The sequence below is a fragment of the Parapedobacter indicus genome, assembly GCF_900113765.1.
Taxonomy (GTDB): Bacteria; Bacteroidota; Bacteroidia; order Sphingobacteriales; family Sphingobacteriaceae; genus Parapedobacter; species Parapedobacter indicus.
The window spans coordinates 793521-809951 of record NZ_FOQO01000001.1 but is presented as its reverse complement, the minus strand read 5'-3'; the positions used below and the strand labels follow the sequence as shown (position 1 = coordinate 809951).

At 45.8% G+C, this 16431-nt stretch carries 14 protein-coding genes; 7 read left to right on the top strand and 7 right to left on the bottom strand.

Annotated features, from left to right (window positions below; genetic code table 11):
- Window positions 1-257: 257 nt before the first annotated feature.
- The 3 genes from BMZ56_RS03360 (at window position 258) to BMZ56_RS03350 (ending at window position 3049) form a co-directional block, all read left to right on the top strand.
- The gene (locus tag BMZ56_RS03360) at window positions 258-1592 is read left to right on the top strand and encodes a cytochrome ubiquinol oxidase subunit I (RefSeq protein WP_090624468.1); all 1335 of its coding nucleotides are present in this window, start codon (window positions 258-260) and stop codon (window positions 1590-1592) included.
- Window position 1593: 1 nt separating this feature from the next.
- Entirely contained in the window at window positions 1594-2601 is a 1008-nt protein-coding gene (locus BMZ56_RS03355) for a cytochrome d ubiquinol oxidase subunit II (RefSeq protein WP_090624184.1), read from the top strand.
- 121 nt (window positions 2602-2722) lie between these two features.
- A complete protein-coding gene (locus BMZ56_RS03350; protein WP_090624182.1) occupies window positions 2723-3049 on the top strand; it encodes a HesB/IscA family protein in 327 nt (108 codons plus the stop codon).
- Window positions 3050-3053: 4 nt separating this feature from the next.
- Here BMZ56_RS03350 and bshB1 read toward each other — a convergent pair whose 3' ends face one another.
- Entirely contained in the window at window positions 3054-3788 is a 735-nt protein-coding gene (gene bshB1, locus BMZ56_RS03345; protein WP_090624180.1) for a bacillithiol biosynthesis deacetylase BshB1, read from the bottom strand.
- Window positions 3789-3810: 22 nt separating this feature from the next.
- Complete coding sequence (locus BMZ56_RS03340) at window positions 3811-4434, bottom strand: DUF4294 domain-containing protein (protein WP_090624178.1); 624 nt, start codon at window positions 4432-4434, stop codon at window positions 3811-3813.
- A gap of 145 nt (window positions 4435-4579) precedes the next feature.
- On the opposite strand from BMZ56_RS03340, the gene BMZ56_RS03335 reads away from it, so the two are divergent.
- The 4 genes from BMZ56_RS03335 to BMZ56_RS03320 all read left to right on the top strand — a co-directional run bounded on the left by BMZ56_RS03335 (window position 4580) and on the right by BMZ56_RS03320 (window position 10125).
- Window positions 4580-6787, top strand: a complete 2208-nt coding sequence (locus tag BMZ56_RS03335) for a RelA/SpoT family protein (RefSeq protein ID WP_090624176.1) — start codon at window positions 4580-4582, stop codon at window positions 6785-6787.
- Between the two features lie 108 nt (window positions 6788-6895).
- Complete coding sequence (locus BMZ56_RS03330; protein WP_090624174.1) at window positions 6896-7402, top strand: Fur family transcriptional regulator; 507 nt, start codon at window positions 6896-6898, stop codon at window positions 7400-7402.
- A gap of 160 nt (window positions 7403-7562) precedes the next feature.
- Entirely contained in the window at window positions 7563-8840 is a 1278-nt protein-coding gene (locus tag BMZ56_RS03325; RefSeq protein ID WP_090624172.1) for an adenylosuccinate synthase, read from the top strand.
- A 13-nt stretch (window positions 8841-8853) separates the two neighbouring features.
- Window positions 8854-10125, top strand: a complete 1272-nt coding sequence (locus tag BMZ56_RS03320; protein ID WP_090624170.1) for an anthranilate synthase component I family protein — start codon at window positions 8854-8856, stop codon at window positions 10123-10125.
- Here the strand turns inward: BMZ56_RS03320 and BMZ56_RS03315 are convergent.
- Genes BMZ56_RS03315 through BMZ56_RS03295 form a run of 5 tightly spaced genes read right to left on the bottom strand, consistent with a single transcriptional unit; the run spans window position 10118 to window position 16317 of the window.
- Complete coding sequence (locus tag BMZ56_RS03315; protein ID WP_090624168.1) at window positions 10118-11407, bottom strand: M16 family metallopeptidase; 1290 nt, start codon at window positions 11405-11407, stop codon at window positions 10118-10120. The genes BMZ56_RS03320 and BMZ56_RS03315 overlap by 8 nt on opposite strands.
- Complete coding sequence (locus tag BMZ56_RS03310) at window positions 11400-12644, bottom strand: M16 family metallopeptidase (RefSeq protein WP_090624166.1); 1245 nt, start codon at window positions 12642-12644, stop codon at window positions 11400-11402. The genes BMZ56_RS03315 and BMZ56_RS03310 overlap by 8 nt, the downstream gene beginning before the upstream one ends.
- 28 nt (window positions 12645-12672) lie before the next feature.
- Complete coding sequence (hemF, locus tag BMZ56_RS03305) at window positions 12673-13572, bottom strand: oxygen-dependent coproporphyrinogen oxidase (protein ID WP_090624164.1); 900 nt, start codon at window positions 13570-13572, stop codon at window positions 12673-12675.
- A 19-nt stretch (window positions 13573-13591) separates the two neighbouring features.
- Window positions 13592-15307, bottom strand: a complete 1716-nt coding sequence (gene ggt, locus BMZ56_RS03300) for a gamma-glutamyltransferase (RefSeq protein ID WP_090624162.1) — start codon at window positions 15305-15307, stop codon at window positions 13592-13594.
- Complete coding sequence (locus BMZ56_RS03295; protein WP_090624160.1) at window positions 15307-16317, bottom strand: NAD(P)H-dependent glycerol-3-phosphate dehydrogenase; 1011 nt, start codon at window positions 16315-16317, stop codon at window positions 15307-15309. The genes ggt and BMZ56_RS03295 overlap by 1 nt, the downstream gene beginning before the upstream one ends.
- Window positions 16318-16431: the final 114 nt, after the last annotated feature.

Genomic DNA, 16431 nt, shown 5'->3' with positions numbered 1-16431 from the left:
TCGGCTTCCGATGAGGAAGCCTAGGGTTTGTTTAGTGTATAATTTGATTCTCCGAATCAGCCCAAAGGTCATAGGGCAAATGTACGCAAAGAAATCCAGTAAAATTTTTAATTACTGAGTTAATTATTTAAAACAACTATACTATTTAGAATTTATATAAATTACTAGATAGATGAAGTTACCACCCAACATTCTACTGGCTGTAGTGAAAAACAGGTAACTTTAAACACATAAAAATAAGTTTATTTTGAAACATGATGGATGATTTTATTGCTGCGCGGTCGCAGATGGCCATGTCACTCGGATTCCATATCATATTTGCTTGTATCGGTATGGTGATGCCTTTTTTCATGGCCATCTCACATTTTATATACCTTCGCACCGATAATAAAGTTTACAGGGGACTGACCAAAGCGTGGAGCAAAGGCGTAGCCATTTTCTTTGCTACAGGTGCTGTATCCGGCACCATGCTTTCGTTTGAACTGGGATTGCTGTGGCCAACATTTATGGAACACGCCGGTCCCATATTCGGTATGCCTTTTTCGCTGGAGGGCACTGCGTTTTTTATCGAGGCCATTGCCCTCGGTTTTTACTTATATGGATGGGATCGCCTGAAACCATGGTTCCATTGGACTACCGGGGTGATCGTTGGACTCAGCGGATTGGCCTCGGGCATATTGGTGGTAGCGGCCAACGCATGGATGAACAGCCCTAGGGGGTTCGATTTCGTCGACGGTCAATATATGAATATCGATCCGATCCAGGCGATGTTTAACGATGCATGGTTTTCCCAAGCGTTGCACATGACGCTGGCTGCCTTCGTAGCCACCGGATTTGCGGTATCCGGCATACATGCGTTAATGATCCTTAAACGTAAAAACGTTGTATTTCATACGGCCGCGTTCCGAATTTCTGCGCTATCTGCCTGTTTGGCGGCAGTCTTGCAACCTATCAGCGGAGATATTTCGGCCCGGGACGTCGCGTCTCGGCAACCGGCAAAACTAGCCGCTATGGAAGCCCATTTTGAAACCCAAGCAAACGCGCCGCTGATCATTGGTGGCATACCCGATGAAACCGGCGAAACGGTCAATTATGCGATCAGACTGCCCGGCATGTTGAGCCTACTTGTTCATGGCGATACCACAACGCCTGTCACCGGATTGAAAGATATTCCCAAAGAAAACTGGCCACCGATAGCCATTACGCATTATGCATTCCAGGTAATGGTTACAATTGGCGTGTCGCTGGTGTTGCTCGCATTGTTATATTTCATTGCACTCGTCAAACGTAAACCCTGGCTGGAAAGCAACTGGCTGTTACGATTATTTATCATTGCCACCCCTTTGGGGTACATTGCTATCGAAGCAGGTTGGGTTGTTACTGAAGTAGGCCGGCAACCTTGGATTATCCACGGCGTTATGCGTACGGCCGATGCCGTAACGCCAATGCCAGGGATTGTATATTCATTTTACTTGTTTACGGCTGTCTTTGTTTCTTTATCGGGTATCGTCGCTTTCTTACTTTATCGACAAATAAAAATGGTTGGTAAACTATACGACGTAACCGATCCCGCTTACCAAAGAGTTGATTGATATGTTATTCGTTGTTATCGTTTTTCTCTGGGCCTCTATTTGCCTGTATCTGCTGCTTGGAGGTGCTGATTTTGGAGCCGGAATCGTCGAACTGGTCGTACCACGTCGCTACAAACCCCAGATACGGATGGTCATGGCCAATGCTATCGGCCCCGTTTGGGAAGCGAATCACATGTGGCTTATCATTGCAATTGTAATTCTCTTTGTTGGCTTTCCTGAAATTTATACGACCATGTCCATATTCATGCACATTCCACTAGTTGCCATGCTGTTGGGCATTATCGCCCGTGGTACGGCATTCGTATTTCGGAATTATGATGCCGTAGATGATCATTGGCAGGTACTATACGCGCGTATTTTTATGTGGTCAAGCATCGTAACGCCATTTTTCCTGGGTGTCATTGCCGCTGCTACGGTATCCCGTACCATCGATCCACAAGCCAGCGATTTTTTTTCAGCCTATATAGGAAGTTGGCTTACCTGGTTCGGCGTTGCAATCGGTTTCTTCACAACTGCCATATGTGGATATTTGGCTGCAACATACGCCATCGGAACCGTAGACCAAGGCGTCGATCAGCTACTAGCCGTTCGCATTGCTAAACGGTTTATCTATCTTGTCGTCGCCGCGGGGGCTTTGGTGTTCCTGGCAGCATTCTATTCCAATATACCATTAATTAAATGGATATTCGGCGGTGTCATTGGCCAATTGGCAATCGGACTAGCTACTCTATCCCTGATTCTCACCTTCGTCGCATTCCGAAGAAGAAAAGCCACTGCATCACGGGTACTGGCAGGCTTTCAGGTGGTCATGATTCTGTTGGCCGCCACCTACCAACATTATCCAGAATTGGTGCTCTTCAAAAACGGCGATGGGTTGTCGCTACTCCATCATATAGGCGACAAAAAGACAATCGTCGCACTTGCTTGGGCGCTGCTTATAGGCAGTATATTTATACTTCCGTTTTTATTTTACCTGATGCGTGTGTTCGGAAACAAGACGGTTAAATAATTGACAATGGTCAATTCTTAATTATGACATGGAACAAACCGTGAGCTCTTTGTAATGTCGGCGGAATTTTCCGATCTTTGTAGCTATTCAGAAGTCGAATAGCTGATAACGAAAATAACAAATGGTAACAATTACGGAGAAAGCCAAACAACGGATCAACGATATCATGCGCAAGGAAGGCTACGATGCTCGCTATTTTGTGCGTGTGGGTGTAGAAAGCGGGGGTTGCTCGGGATTAAGCTATAAACTCAATTTTGACAACGAAGAGAAAAAAGGAGATCAGTTGTTTGAAGATAAGGGAATTAAGATCTGCTTGGATATTAAATCGTACCTTTATCTAGCGGGGACAGAATTGGATTACTCCGATGGTCTCAACGGCAAAGGATTTGAATTTCATAATCCCAATGCATCGCGTACATGTGCTTGCGGAGAAAGCTTTGCGGTTTAGAACGCTATTTTAACACAAACACATCGTCTACTCCAAGTAGTCTCCGGCATGTAAATCCTTCCGCATGCCTTGCGCCGATGTATTTGCCATATTCTCTGGACCTAGCCTCAATGTATTCCAAAAAATCCGGTTTCGAAATATAGGTCTCCGGTTCAGTCGCGTGGTACGAGTCACTGAAAAACTGAGACCGGTAGGCTTTGATAGCCTCGATCTTGCGCTCCCAATGATCACTAACATCGACAACGATATCGGGTTTGATGTATTCATCCTGAATCAGCTGAAGCACAAGCCGCGGGCGATGGGGTGCTTGGTTTATGCCATCTTCCACCGTTTCAATTTTACGCAGCCCCGCCAGAAACACGGCATCGTTCACCAACTCGCCGGCTCTTCCATGATCGGGATGGCGGTCGTGCAGCGCATTGGCGATAACGATTTCCGGCTGATATTTACGCAGGGCATAAATAACTTTTAGCTGATGAGGCTCGTCATTTTGAAAAAAACCATCACGCATTCCTAAGTTCTCCCGTACCGACAAACCCAATATGTCGGCAGCGGCGTCCGCTTCCGTTTTACGTATTTCTGGGGTACCTCGGGTACCCAATTCACCACGCGTAAGGTCTACCAATCCTACTTTACGCCCCATTGCTACCTGTTTGGCAATGGTGCCCCCGCATCCCAACTCGGCATCGTCGGGATGCACTGTAATTACTAAGATGTCCAGCTTCTTGTCTTTGTTCATATTAATGCGGATGGGAATGAGCTTAAAAATAGCGATATGAAGGTCGTTCCAGGCTTCGGATAATATTTTCTATCTCAAAGTCTTCTTCGGCGTTGTACGTGTTCTTCAGGTTGTGACCAAATACCCTGGCTACGGATTGATAGAAAAAGGCCGTAATACCACCTCGTAATTCTTTGACTACTTCATAACTGGAATTCCCAGTTTGGCGGTCGATCAATTTGATGAGTATTTCTCCCTGCGAGATTGTCAGATTTTTGACTTCCTTATTGAACATATCTTTGATCTCCTTTTCACAAGCCTTTACCAGCCGCTTCTGCTCACGTTTATTTCCGGTGAGCGCCAAATCCCGATAAAGTTGTTCGTACCGGCGTTGGGCATATTTTGCATAAGGTAACACCTTAAGCACATTATATCGAAGCCGAAGATAACGGGCCTTGTCTTCAGGGCTTCTAAAAACACGTTTCCGGGTAACTTCCACTTCGGGAATTAGCACCCAAGGAACACGTATCCCGTCCACCAAGGTGGTAGGCACCCGCTGCTGCGACGACTGCGGAGGCATCAGCCCTTGTGATAAAGTATCCTGAGCCGCTGCAGTCCCCGAAAGAAATACCGTTGCAAAAAAAGTCAGCACTGTAACGTAGCTCATCTATACTATTTCAATAATTATCCGTATATTTATATGATTAAACGAACGGACAATTAACGTGTCCAATCATCATAACGGATATACAAACTTAGATAAACTTGGATTGATATGCAAGTTTGTCGTTTTTTAGGGAGAAGAGGTACGAATGAAAGAATTAGTGATTGATTTAGAAGCGGAAAGCAAGGAAATACGTCGGCGATACCGTGCTTTGCTACGTGCTTGTAAACCCACTCTACAACGTGGCGATAAGCAAATGATACGCAAAGCATTCGATCTGGCACTCGATAGCCACAAAGATATGCGTCGTAAATCAGGTGAACCTTACATTTATCATCCGATAGCGGTTGCACAGATTGCGGCGGAGGAAATCGGATTAGGGACTACATCCATCGTGTGTGCATTGCTGCATGATGTCGTGGAGGACACCTCTATCACGTTAGACGATATTGAGCGTGAGTTCGGCAAGAAAGTAACCCGCATCATCGACGGATTGACAAAAATATCCGGCATCTTTGACCCCAACAGTTCGATGCAGGCAGAGAATTTCCGAAAAATGTTGCTCACATTAGCAGACGATGTTCGGGTAATTCTCATCAAGTTGGCCGACCGGCTGCATAACATGCGGACAATGGATTTCATGCCACGCGATAAACAACTTAAAATTGCTTCCGAAACATCGTACCTGTATGCGCCGCTGGCCCATCGCCTCGGTTTGTATGCAATTAAATCCGAACTGGAAGATCTTTCCATGAAATATACGGATCCCGACACGTATAAGTTTATCGCTAAAAAACTAAATGAGAAGAAGGCCGAGCGCGAACGCTTTATTCACAACTTTGTAGAGCCGATTAATGAAATTCTTCATGAACAGGGTATCCATGCGCAGGTCTTCGGCCGCCCGAAATCCATTCATTCCATTTGGACCAAAATGCGTAAGAAGTCCATTCCTTTTGAGGAGGTATATGATCTTTTCGCTATCCGAATCATCATCGATGCCGAGCAGGAAAACGAAAAAGCCGACTGTTGGAAGGCTTACTCAATTGTCACAGATCTTTATCGACCAAATCCCGACCGGTTAAGGGATTGGATTTCTTCTCCGAAAGCCAACGGGTATGAATCTCTTCATACGACCGTAATGGGCCCCAAAGGCCAATGGGTGGAAGTACAGATCCGCACGGTACGAATGAACGAGATTGCCGAAAAAGGGTTTGCCGCCCATTGGAAATACAAAGAATCCAATTCGGATAGCGGATTGGATCAATGGATACAGAAAGTACGTGAAATATTGAGTAATCCCGAGCAGAATGCAATGGACTTTCTGGATGACTTCAAGATGAACCTGTTTTCGGACGAGATCTTTATCTTCACACCCAAGGGTGCGCTCATCCAACTGCCACATAACGCCACTGCATTGGACTTTGCTTTTGAGATACACTCCGATCTTGGTGCAAGCTGTATCGGTGCTAAGGTCAACCATAAACTGGTTCCGCTAAGTCATAAACTGCAAAACGGCGATCAGGTGGAAATCATTACATCGAGCAAACAGACGCCCAAAGAGGACTGGCTCAATTTTGTAGTAACGGCCAAAGCCAAATCCAAAATAAAATCAGCGCTCAAAGAAGAGAAAAGGCGGGTTGCTGAGGATGGAAAGGAAATTCTCGAACGGAAACTCAAATCGCTGAAAATCACATACAACACTGAAAACATCAACAAACTGACGGCATTTTTTAAATTCCCGTCATCGCAGGATCTATTCTACAACGTTGCCAAAGGGGAAATTGACATTAAAAACCTCAAAGAATTTGCGTTGAGCGAGAAAAATATCGATCAACCAAACGGGCAGCAATTCGCGTCGCATATTGGTGGATTGGTAGATAAAATTAATAAAAAAGATTACGAAACTTTGCTGATCGGTGATGATCTGCAAAAAATTGATTACACCCTCTCACCTTGCTGCAATCCGATTCCAGGTGATGACGTTTTTGGATTCATTACAGTGAATGATGGCATTAAAATCCACCGGACGAATTGTCCGAATGCAGCTAAGCTGATGGCAAATTATGGCTATCGCATCGTGAAAGCAAAATGGACTTCACAAAAGGAGTTGGCCTTTTTAACGGGATTACATATTGTCGGTATTGATGATGTTGGATTGGTCAATAAAATTACGAAAGTGATTTCGGATGATTTTAAAGTAAACATCCGTTCTATAACCATATCCAGCAACGACGGTATCTTCGAAGGCTCGATCATGATTTTTGTCAACGATACCGCCCATCTCGAAAACCTGATCCGGCATTTAAAGCAGATAAAGGGTATCACCGGAATTACTCGTTTTGACTCTGTCAAATGATGGACAAGCGGCAGATAAGAACCGAGCCAACGGACTCGCCAAAGGTAAATCGATAAATTTGTATATTAACGCAAATTTACCTAAATTTGTACGTTAAACTTTCGGATGATGACTCAAACGGAAAACTATCAAACAGTAAAGAAAATTTTCGAGGCATACCTGGAAAACAAAAGTCTTCGTAAGACCCCGGAACGCTACGCCATCCTGGAGGAGATTTATTCCCGGAATGACCATTTCGATGTGGAATCCTTGTATATCCACATGAAAAATAAAAAATACCGGGTAAGCCGGGCTACCGTATACAATACATTGGAACTGCTTGTCTCCTGCGACTTGGTAACAAAACACCAATTCGGAAAAAATATGGCGCAGTTCGAAAAATCTTACGGATATAAACAGCATGACCATATTATTTGCATCGAATGCGGCAAAGTTGTTGAATTCTGCGATCCCCGTATTCATCAAATACAAAGCATGATGGCGGAGCTCCTCAAATTTGATATCAAACACCATTCTCTCAATCTTTATGGTGTATGCAGCGATTGCTCGGCAAAAAAGAATAGCTTACAGGAAGCACCAACCAAGCGAAAAGAAGAATTTGCTGAAGCACACTGATGCTTTGCTTAACTTATTACCTATCCATACCCTGCGGCCATTTCGCAGCACGAATGGCCGACTTTTGAATTAGTCCTCGTAGAATATCAAAATAATGTTAGATTTGCGACAAAATTGGTATTCCATTAAATGATCTCTTTTTTTCAATGCTAAAGTAACTATGCAAGTTGATGTGCTTTTGGGCCTGCAATGGGGCGACGAAGGGAAAGGTAAAATTGTAGATGTCCTTTGCCCCAAATATGATTTAATTGCCCGTTTCCAGGGGGGGCCAAACGCAGGACATACGCTGGAATTTGACAGGCAGAAATACGTACTGAACACCATTCCTTCGGGAATATTCAATAAAGGTACGCTTAATCTGATCGGCAATGGTGTGGTCATCGATCCCATCATTTTAAAACGTGAGCTGGATACCCTAAAGAAAAGCGGTTTCGATCCGGTAGCCTCTGGAACGCTTGTTATCGCACGCAAGGCCCACCTTATTCTACCGACCCATCAACTGTTGGATGCAGCTTCTGAAAGCAAAATGGGTGCGGGTAAAATCGGATCCACCCTAAAAGGAATCGGCCCCACATATATGGACAAAACCGGAAGAAACGGGCTCCGTGTAGGCGACACTACGTTACCGGATTTCATAGAACGATATGAACGGTTGGTCGAAAAACACAAATCCATCCTTTCTCATTACGGTGAAATACCCGATTTCAGTGAACGCGAACAGGCCTTCATGGAAGCGGTAGAATTCCTCAAAACCATTCCACACGTCGATAGTGAGCATCTTGTAAACCAGTATCTCCGTGACGGCAAGCGAGTGCTTGCGGAAGGTGCACAGGGGACCTTATTAGACATTGACTTCGGTTCATACCCATTTGTTACCTCATCCAATACCACTACGGCCGGTGCATGCACCGGATTGGGAATCGCCCCTTCCAAGATCGGTCAGGTGATCGGCATTTTCAAGGCATATTGCACGCGCGTCGGCGGTGGCCCCTTCCCTACCGAATTGGAAGATGAAACCGGCGAAAAGCTCCGACAGTTGGGACATGAATTCGGCGCCACAACCGGACGCCCCCGCCGTACCGGTTGGATTGATCTGCCCGCGCTCAAATATGCCATTATGCTCAATGGCGTCACCGAGTTGGTCATGACCAAAGCTGATGTGTTGAGCGGGTTTGATACCATCTACGCCTGTACGCATTACGTTCAAAATGGTGAAAAAATCGATTACATGCCCTACGACATCGTCAGTGTTAGGCCGGAACCTGTATATGAGCAATTGGAGGGCTGGAATGAGGACCTGTGCGGAATTACCGACAAAGGACAGCTCCCCCATTCGCTGACAGCATATATCCATTATCTGGAAACACATCTGGGTGTACCGATTAAATACCTTTCTGTAGGACCCGATCGCACGCAGACTTTGCTATTGAGTGAATAACTAGTACCGTACCATGGTATCACTGGCATGCCATCTGAACGACAGCGAAACTTTTACCCAAAAGGCATTGCAATGGGCGGCGCAGTTTGACAGCGTATGTTACCTGGATTCCAACGGATACCGAGACAATCACGGTAATATCGACGTGTTCATTGCTGTTGGAACCGCTGCATCGTTTACGTCAGATGGTAGTGACACATTTGCCAAGCTGCAGCAGTTCTTAGACAGTCATCCCAACACATGGATTCCTGGATTTTTGGGTTATGATCTGAAGAATGAGCTAGAAGCCCTGCATTCCCAGCATCCCAATCGCACAGAATTTCCCGACGCCTATTTTTTCGTACCCCAGTATACGCTGCTTATCGGCAAGTATAATGCGGAGATTAAGGGGGCCAATCCGAGGGCAATCGTCGAGCAGATCGAGGCCACCGAAATACAGGAAGAATCGCTGGACTTCAAAGGGCAACTGAGAAGCCGAATGAGCAGATCTGCCTATTTTTCGGTATTTGATCAGTTGCAACACCACATCCGGAAGGGAGATATCTATGAAGTCAATCTTTGTCAGGAGTTTTTCGCAGAGCGGGCGTCACTTAATCCACTGGAGGCTTACCGAAGACTCAATGAAGTATCGCCTACTCCATTTTCCTGTTTTTTTAAGTTCGGTCAGAAATACATTCTTTCCGCTTCACCTGAACGCTTTCTTTCCAAAAACGGGCGCATTCTATTGTCACAACCCATAAAAGGTACGGCTCCGCGAGGTAAAACCGCCAGCGAGGATGAACAACTAAAAAGTGCACTTATCTCTAGCCCAAAAGAAATCAGTGAAAACATCATGATCGTTGATCTGGTGCGAAATGATCTAACACGTAGCGCTCAGCCTGGCACGGTGAAGGCCTCGGACCTTTTGCAAATACATAGCTTCAAACAGGTTCACCAATTGATTTCCACCATTACCTGCCAGATCCGTGAGGGAATGAGTTCTACCGATACGATTGCCAATACGTTCCCCCCAGGATCCATGACCGGAGCGCCCAAAATAAGTGCGATGCAACTGATTGATCGGCATGAAAACAGCCGTAGAGGAGTTTATTCAGGTGCGTTGGGGTATTTCAGTCCACAAGGTAACTACGATTTCAGCGTGGTTATCCGCACCATGATTTACAATGGCGAAAACGGCTATCTATCGTTTCATACCGGCGGAGCAATTACCGATGGTGCCGACCCCGAAAAAGAATACAACGAGTGTTTATTGAAGGGAAAGGCACTGTTTGAAGTACTTAAGTAGTCTCCATTTTTCCAACCACCACCTTGATCATCTTATCATAATCCAAGTAGGTATTAGCCATACAGCATATTTCATCTGGCGTAATCGTATTGACCACGGAGGTATAATGATCGTAATAGTCTAGCCCTAATCCAGAAAAATACACATTCTTGAATTTATCCGCGTGTGAGAATATATTTTCCAAGCTACCCAGCAAGCTACCCATCATGTAACTCCTTACCACCGAAAGTTCTTCTTCGCTCATCGGCTCATTCCGGAGTTTGTTAATTTCTTTTTCAATCTCTCTGAGCGTTGCAGCAGTCACATCCACCCCAACTTCGGATGCGATGGTAAAGAACGCGCTGTGCTTTAACGAAACCAAACCTGAGCTAATGTTATATGTGTACCCCTTGTCTTCCCGGATATTAGTCATTAAGCGCGAACCAAAATATCCTCCCAGCACAGTGTTCAACACTTGCAACCCCGGAAAATCGGAATGACACCGCTGAATACTCAAGCAGCCCAACCGGATAGCCGACTGTACTGAATCTTCACGTATATCGACCGTTAACATTTCCTCCGGAGTTGGCACATCGGGCGTCCGCTCAGCACATGCAAAATCGTCTTGATTCACCCAGTTACTTCCAAACAAATGTTCAAGCCGATTTATGACACTTTCTGTAATCTTGCCAGATATAACCAGCGTACAATTTGACGGCCTGTATTGCTGTCTAAACAGGGACAATAAGTTATCTCTTGTCAGTTCATCGTAATCCAACATTTCAGGCACATACCCATAGCGGATGGATCCGAATATCGCTTTGTTAAACAGCCGCCGTGCCACGAAGTTATTTTTCTGAAGCGCTATCTGAAGCTTCTGTTTATTGTTGCGAACGTAAGTTGCCAATTCCTTTTCCGGAAAAATTGCATTCGTAAGCATGTCTTTGATCACCGGCAATAAATCTTCCAAATGCTTATTCAACGAAAACAATGTCAGCGAAGACTGGTCATACCCTAACTCCGGTATAAGAAAAGCCCCATGGAAATCAATCAATTCTGCGATTTGAGCGCTACTCAGCGTATGGGTCCCTTCAGGCAATAATTCGCAGACCCCGGTATTCAGAAGCGCCTGATTCTCCTGGCTAAAAAGATGACCGATGATCCATTCAATACGTACGAGATCCTGTTCGCCGGAGTCGAAGACAAATACCTTCAAGCCATTGGAAAATGTAATTTCCTGCGGTTTGATTAAATCCAATCCGGTTACGGGATGATACGGAGGGTGTTGTACTCTATCAAGCATATTTATCGGTTATATAAATCAAAGTTGACGAATTCTCTTTCCGGAACAACCGTCCGGCTTGCTGCTGAATATCATCAGGAGAAACCACAAAATAGTGATCTATTTCGCGGTTCAGACCGTTTGCATCGCCCAATAGTTCAAAATAGGCCAGGTTCATGGCTTTCTCCAAAATGGCCATTTCTGCGAATACCATGGTAGACTCGATCCGGTTTTTCACCTTATCCAGCTCATAATCCGTAACCGGCTCTGTCTTTAACCGATTCAGTTCATTCCAAATGGCCTCTTCTGCAACTTCTAAGGTTACGTTGGGCAGTGGCTTGCCTTCCACCACAAATAAATTGCCATCTATACTTCCCGTATGATAGGCATTTATTTCACTGAATAATTCTTTCTCCTTGACGAGGATGCGATAGAGCCTGGAAGATGTGCCACGCGACAGCAGGTCTGAAAGTAGGTCCATGGCGTAATACCCGTCTTCCAGACGTGCGGGGCCATGGAAAGCGATGTATAAACTATTTAATGGAACATCGGCATACACCACCTCCCTGCGTGCCTCCTGTTGTTCCGGCTCCGCGGGAAGCTGGCGCAGATACTTGCTGCGCGAAGTGATCGGGCCAAACCATTTTTCCGCAAGTTGTTTTACCCGGTCGGTTTCCACGTTTCCCGCGACAACCAGTATCGCATTCTCGGGCACATAATACCTCGCAAAAAAGGCCTTAACATCATCCATTTGTGCCTGTTCAATATGGGAAAGTTCCTTGCCGATGGTTGCCCAACGGTACGGATGTACTTGATAGGCTAATGGCCTGAGCCGAAGCCACACATCCCCATACGGTTGATTGAGATAACGTTGCTTAAACTCTTCGCAAACAACATTGCGTTGCACATCGAGACTTTTTTCATTGAATGCCAAGCTTAGCATACGGTCACTTTCCAACCAAAATGCTGTTTCGAGATTGGCGGCAGGCAGGGTAATATAATAATTGGTGATATCGTTGCTGGTAAACGCATTGTTTTGCGCACCCACCGCCTGCGAAGGCCCGTCATAACTCGGGATATTGACCGATCCGCCAAACATAAGGTGCTCAAAAAGGTGAGCAAACCCCGTTTGATCCGGATGTTCATCACGCGCTCCTACGTCATACAATATATTGACCACCGCCATCGGAGTTGCAGTGTCCTCGTGTACCAATACCCTTAAGCCATTATCCAGGGTAAACCGATTAAATTTTACCATTCACAGATCTTCTAATAAGTATTGTTGATTATTGGGCTAGCCAATCCACTCCTTGCCTAAGCCACGATACTGTTTCCGCTTCCGCGCTATCCGGTTTAGGTTTGAAATCATAAGTCCACCCCGCATGCGGAGGCAAACTCATTAAAATAGACTCGATACGCCCGTTGGTTTCCAATCCAAATTTGGTTCCGGCATCATACACCAAATTAAATTCCACATATCGTCCCCGCCGGAGATACTGCCACTGCTTGTTAGTCTCAGAAAATTTTCGATGGCGGTTTCTATTGACTAATTCCACATACATGGGGGCAAACCCCTCACCCAACGCGCATGAAAAATCAAAAATACCTTCCCAAGATAAGTTTTTTTTTTCAGGTGTGAGCCGGTCGTAGAAGACGCCGCCTACTCCACGGGTCTCTCCTCGGTGCTTAATGTAAAAATAACGGTCGGCAAACGCTTTAAATTCTGGGTAAAAAGACGGGTCATAGCGGTCGCAGATATCTTTAAGCTGCCGATGAAAATAAGCCGCATCGTCCCGTTGCACATAGTGTGGCGTTAGGTCTATACCTCCACCGAACCACCTAACCTGGTCATTTAACTCAAAGTATCGGATATTCATATGGATGATGGGTATAAACGGATGGTTAGGGTGAAGCACGATCGAGACACCAGTGGCAAAAAAATCTTGCTCGCCAACTTGAAATGCGTGTTTGACCGCTTCCGGTAACACACCGTGCACCGCTGAAAAATTCACTCCGCCTTTTTCAATCACTGCACCGTTTTGGAGAATACGGGTACGGCCCCCACCACCACCTTCACGTGTCCAAAGCTCTTCCACAAAGGACGCTTTTCCGTCTAGACGCTCTAGCGCCTGGCATATTTCGTCTTGTATTTGCTTATAGCGTTCTGCGATATACTCTTTGTCCATTTTTTGTTCATTAACCTAATTAGTAACCCATCGCTTTATCATCTCCGCGAGGATCTGCGCCGCCGCTCAAGCTCCCATCCGGTAAAACCAAAATCGCGTCGACCCTTCCGATACTATTTCGGTCGATCAGTTTATACCCAGTAGTAGACAACGAATACCGGATCGGCTGAGTAACGGCTTCCTTTTCGAGTGCCACTTCATCGGGCAGCCATTGGTGATGAAACCGCGGAGCGGTCACTGCTTCTTGCATTCCCATCTCAAAATCGACGACATTGAGAATAGTTTGGAATACCGATGTTATGATGGTCGAGCCTCCCGGTGTACCCACTACCATGAATAATTTACCATCCTTTTCTACAATGGTGGGGGTCATTGAGCTAAGCATCCGCTTTCCGGGCTCAATGGCATTGGCCGAGCCACCAACCAATCCATACATGTTGGGCGTGCCCGGTTTAACGGAAAAATCATCCATCTCGTTATTTAATAGAAATCCCGCGCCAGAAACTACCACCTGGGATCCGTACGACCCATTGAGCGTAGTGGTAATAGACACCGCATTCCCTTGTTGATCCACGATGGAAAAATGCGTAGTTTCTTCACACTCGTCGTTCGGCAGGCTACCCGCAAAGATATCGCTGCTAAACGACGCATATTTGAAATTAATATTCCGCATACGCTCGGCATTATAAGAAGAATCAATCAGTCTAGACTGTGGAACCTTATAAAAATCGGGATCGCCCAAGTGAGTGGCTCGGTCAGCATAAACGCGACGTTCGGCCTCTATCATGACACGCATCGTTGAATCTTGTTGAAATCCCCATTCGGATAATGGATAGGCCTCCACGGATTTAAGTAAGGAAATCAATGCGATTCCGCCGCTTGATGGGGGGGGCATCGACACAATCCGATAACCCCGATAAGCTGACGACACCGGCTCCCGCCATTTCGCCTCGTAATTTTTCAGATCTTCGTGATCAATGATGCCATTTCCCCGTTCCATTTCCCTGACAATCCGGTCTGCAGTCTCCCCTTCATAGAAACCTGCCCTTCCCTGCTGGCTGATCAACGATAATGTATGTGCCAATTCTAATTGAATCAAGGTATCACCGGCAGCCCACTTTGCATCCCGCAAAAAGGCAGTTCCCTTCGGATTGTATTTTCTGAAACTTTCCTTTCGACCATTTAACTCAGTAGCCTGCATTTCGGTTATCAGAAATCCCCGTTGGGCTAGCTCAATGGCCGGTTGCAATAACATTGGCCATTCCAGTTTGCCATATTTTTCATGTGCCTTTACCATACCGTCAACGGAGCCTGGTACGCCCGAGGCTAGTTGTCCTCTCAAGCTCAGTTCTGTTACGGGATTACCTTCTGCGTCGAGGTACATATCTTTTGTGGCTGCGCCGGGCGCAGCTTCCCGGAAATCCAACGCAGCAAAATCTCCCTCAGCGCTGCGGTAAACCATAAAACCTCCGCCGCCGATATTGCCCGCATTGGGATAGACAACGGCCAACGCAAACTGGACAGCCACAGCCGCATCAATGGCATTGCCCCCTTCTTGCAGTATTTGCAATCCTACCGCCGATGCTTCAGGATGGGCCGACACCACCAATCCATTGCAGTATGACCGGCGACTAGTTTGTTTGATTGAATCGCACGAAATACCGGAAACGACCAGGAATGCCAATAGATAGGAAAACCATCGCCTGTTTATAGCATGTAGACAACTCGTTTCCATCAGGTCAGTTTATCCGCTAATTTTTTCATTTCTGGTACCGGAGACAAATTTCGGTATAATATATCGTATACCGCATTGCATATGGGCAGATCAATACCATATTTAATGCAGATCTGTTGGATGCAATTTGATGCAAAATACCCTTCGGCTACCATATTCATTTCCAACTGTGCCGACCTAACGGAATACCCTTTACCGATCATATTCCCAAAGGTACGATTACGGCTGAACTGAGAATAGACCGTAACCAACAAATCACCCAGATAAGCAGACTCCTTGATATCACGACCGATGGGGTGTACCGCGTTCACAAATTGGGACATTTCCCGGATCGCATTAGACACCAACACCGCCTGAAAATTGTCGCCAAACCCGACACCGTGACAAATACCAGCTGCCACCGCATAGATATTTTTTAGGACTGCGGCGTATTCCGTTCCATAAATATCGTCGGACACATTGGTTTTAATATATCGCGTATTAATCAGAGAAGCTACCACTGCCGCTACCTCTGTGTTTTGAGAGGCCACAGTTAAGTAAGAGAGTTTTTCCAATGACACCTCTTCGGCATGGCAGGGTCCACCGATAACCGCAATCTGGCCGATCGGCACCTGATATTTCTGCTGAAGAAAATCACCGACAATCAGGTTTTCGTCTGGCACAATACCTTTAATGGCCGATACGATGATTTTGCCACGCAGCATATCAGGCGTAATATCCTTCAGTGCATCTTTTAAAAAAGCTGCAGGTGTATTAAGAATGATCAATCCTACCGATCGAATTACCACTCGAACGTCGGTATGAATATGACGTTTCGGTATACCGACCGTAACAGCACTCAGGTAATTAGGATTGTGCCTGAATGTACGGATGTATTCGGCAGTATCTTCATTGCGCACCCACCAATGCACAGACTTATCAGCGTTGTTGTCGCCCAGCATTTTGATCATCGCAGTTGCCCAACTGCCACTTCCGATAACACCCACCGTTGGCTTCGCTAAGTCTGTCATATCCCGCAAAAATACCCTTTTTTGCCGTTTCCGCCACATTGGATCTCGTTTTTTATTCAAGCCGTATACTGGATGTTGTCAATCTTAATTATCTCGATTCAGAAATACGGAATA

What these genes read in the sequence shown, in the direction of transcription:
- BMZ56_RS03360 (WP_090624468.1), top strand. Translation starts at nt 258, where the DNA reads ATGGATGATTTTATTGCTGCGCGGTCGCAGATGGCCATGTCACTCGGA.
- BMZ56_RS03355 (WP_090624184.1), top strand. Translation starts at nt 1,594, where the DNA reads ATGTTATTCGTTGTTATCGTTTTTCTCTGGGCCTCTATTTGCCTGTAT.
- BMZ56_RS03350 (WP_090624182.1), top strand. Translation starts at nt 2,723, where the DNA reads ATGGTAACAATTACGGAGAAAGCCAAACAACGGATCAACGATATCATG.
- bshB1 (WP_090624180.1), bottom strand. Translation starts at nt 3,788, where the DNA reads ATGAACAAAGACAAGAAGCTGGACATCTTAGTAATTACAGTGCATCCC.
- BMZ56_RS03340 (WP_090624178.1), bottom strand. Translation starts at nt 4,434, where the DNA reads ATGAGCTACGTTACAGTGCTGACTTTTTTTGCAACGGTATTTCTTTCG.
- BMZ56_RS03335 (WP_090624176.1), top strand. Translation starts at nt 4,580, where the DNA reads ATGAAAGAATTAGTGATTGATTTAGAAGCGGAAAGCAAGGAAATACGT.
- BMZ56_RS03330 (WP_090624174.1), top strand. Translation starts at nt 6,896, where the DNA reads ATGACTCAAACGGAAAACTATCAAACAGTAAAGAAAATTTTCGAGGCA.
- BMZ56_RS03325 (WP_090624172.1), top strand. Translation starts at nt 7,563, where the DNA reads ATGCAAGTTGATGTGCTTTTGGGCCTGCAATGGGGCGACGAAGGGAAA.
- BMZ56_RS03320 (WP_090624170.1), top strand. Translation starts at nt 8,854, where the DNA reads ATGGTATCACTGGCATGCCATCTGAACGACAGCGAAACTTTTACCCAA.
- BMZ56_RS03315 (WP_090624168.1), bottom strand. Translation starts at nt 11,407, where the DNA reads ATGCTTGATAGAGTACAACACCCTCCGTATCATCCCGTAACCGGATTG.
- BMZ56_RS03310 (WP_090624166.1), bottom strand. Translation starts at nt 12,644, where the DNA reads ATGGTAAAATTTAATCGGTTTACCCTGGATAATGGCTTAAGGGTATTG.
- hemF (WP_090624164.1), bottom strand. Translation starts at nt 13,572, where the DNA reads ATGGACAAAGAGTATATCGCAGAACGCTATAAGCAAATACAAGACGAA.
- ggt (WP_090624162.1), bottom strand. Translation starts at nt 15,307, where the DNA reads ATGGAAACGAGTTGTCTACATGCTATAAACAGGCGATGGTTTTCCTAT.
- BMZ56_RS03295 (WP_090624160.1), bottom strand. Translation starts at nt 16,317, where the DNA reads ATGACAGACTTAGCGAAGCCAACGGTGGGTGTTATCGGAAGTGGCAGT.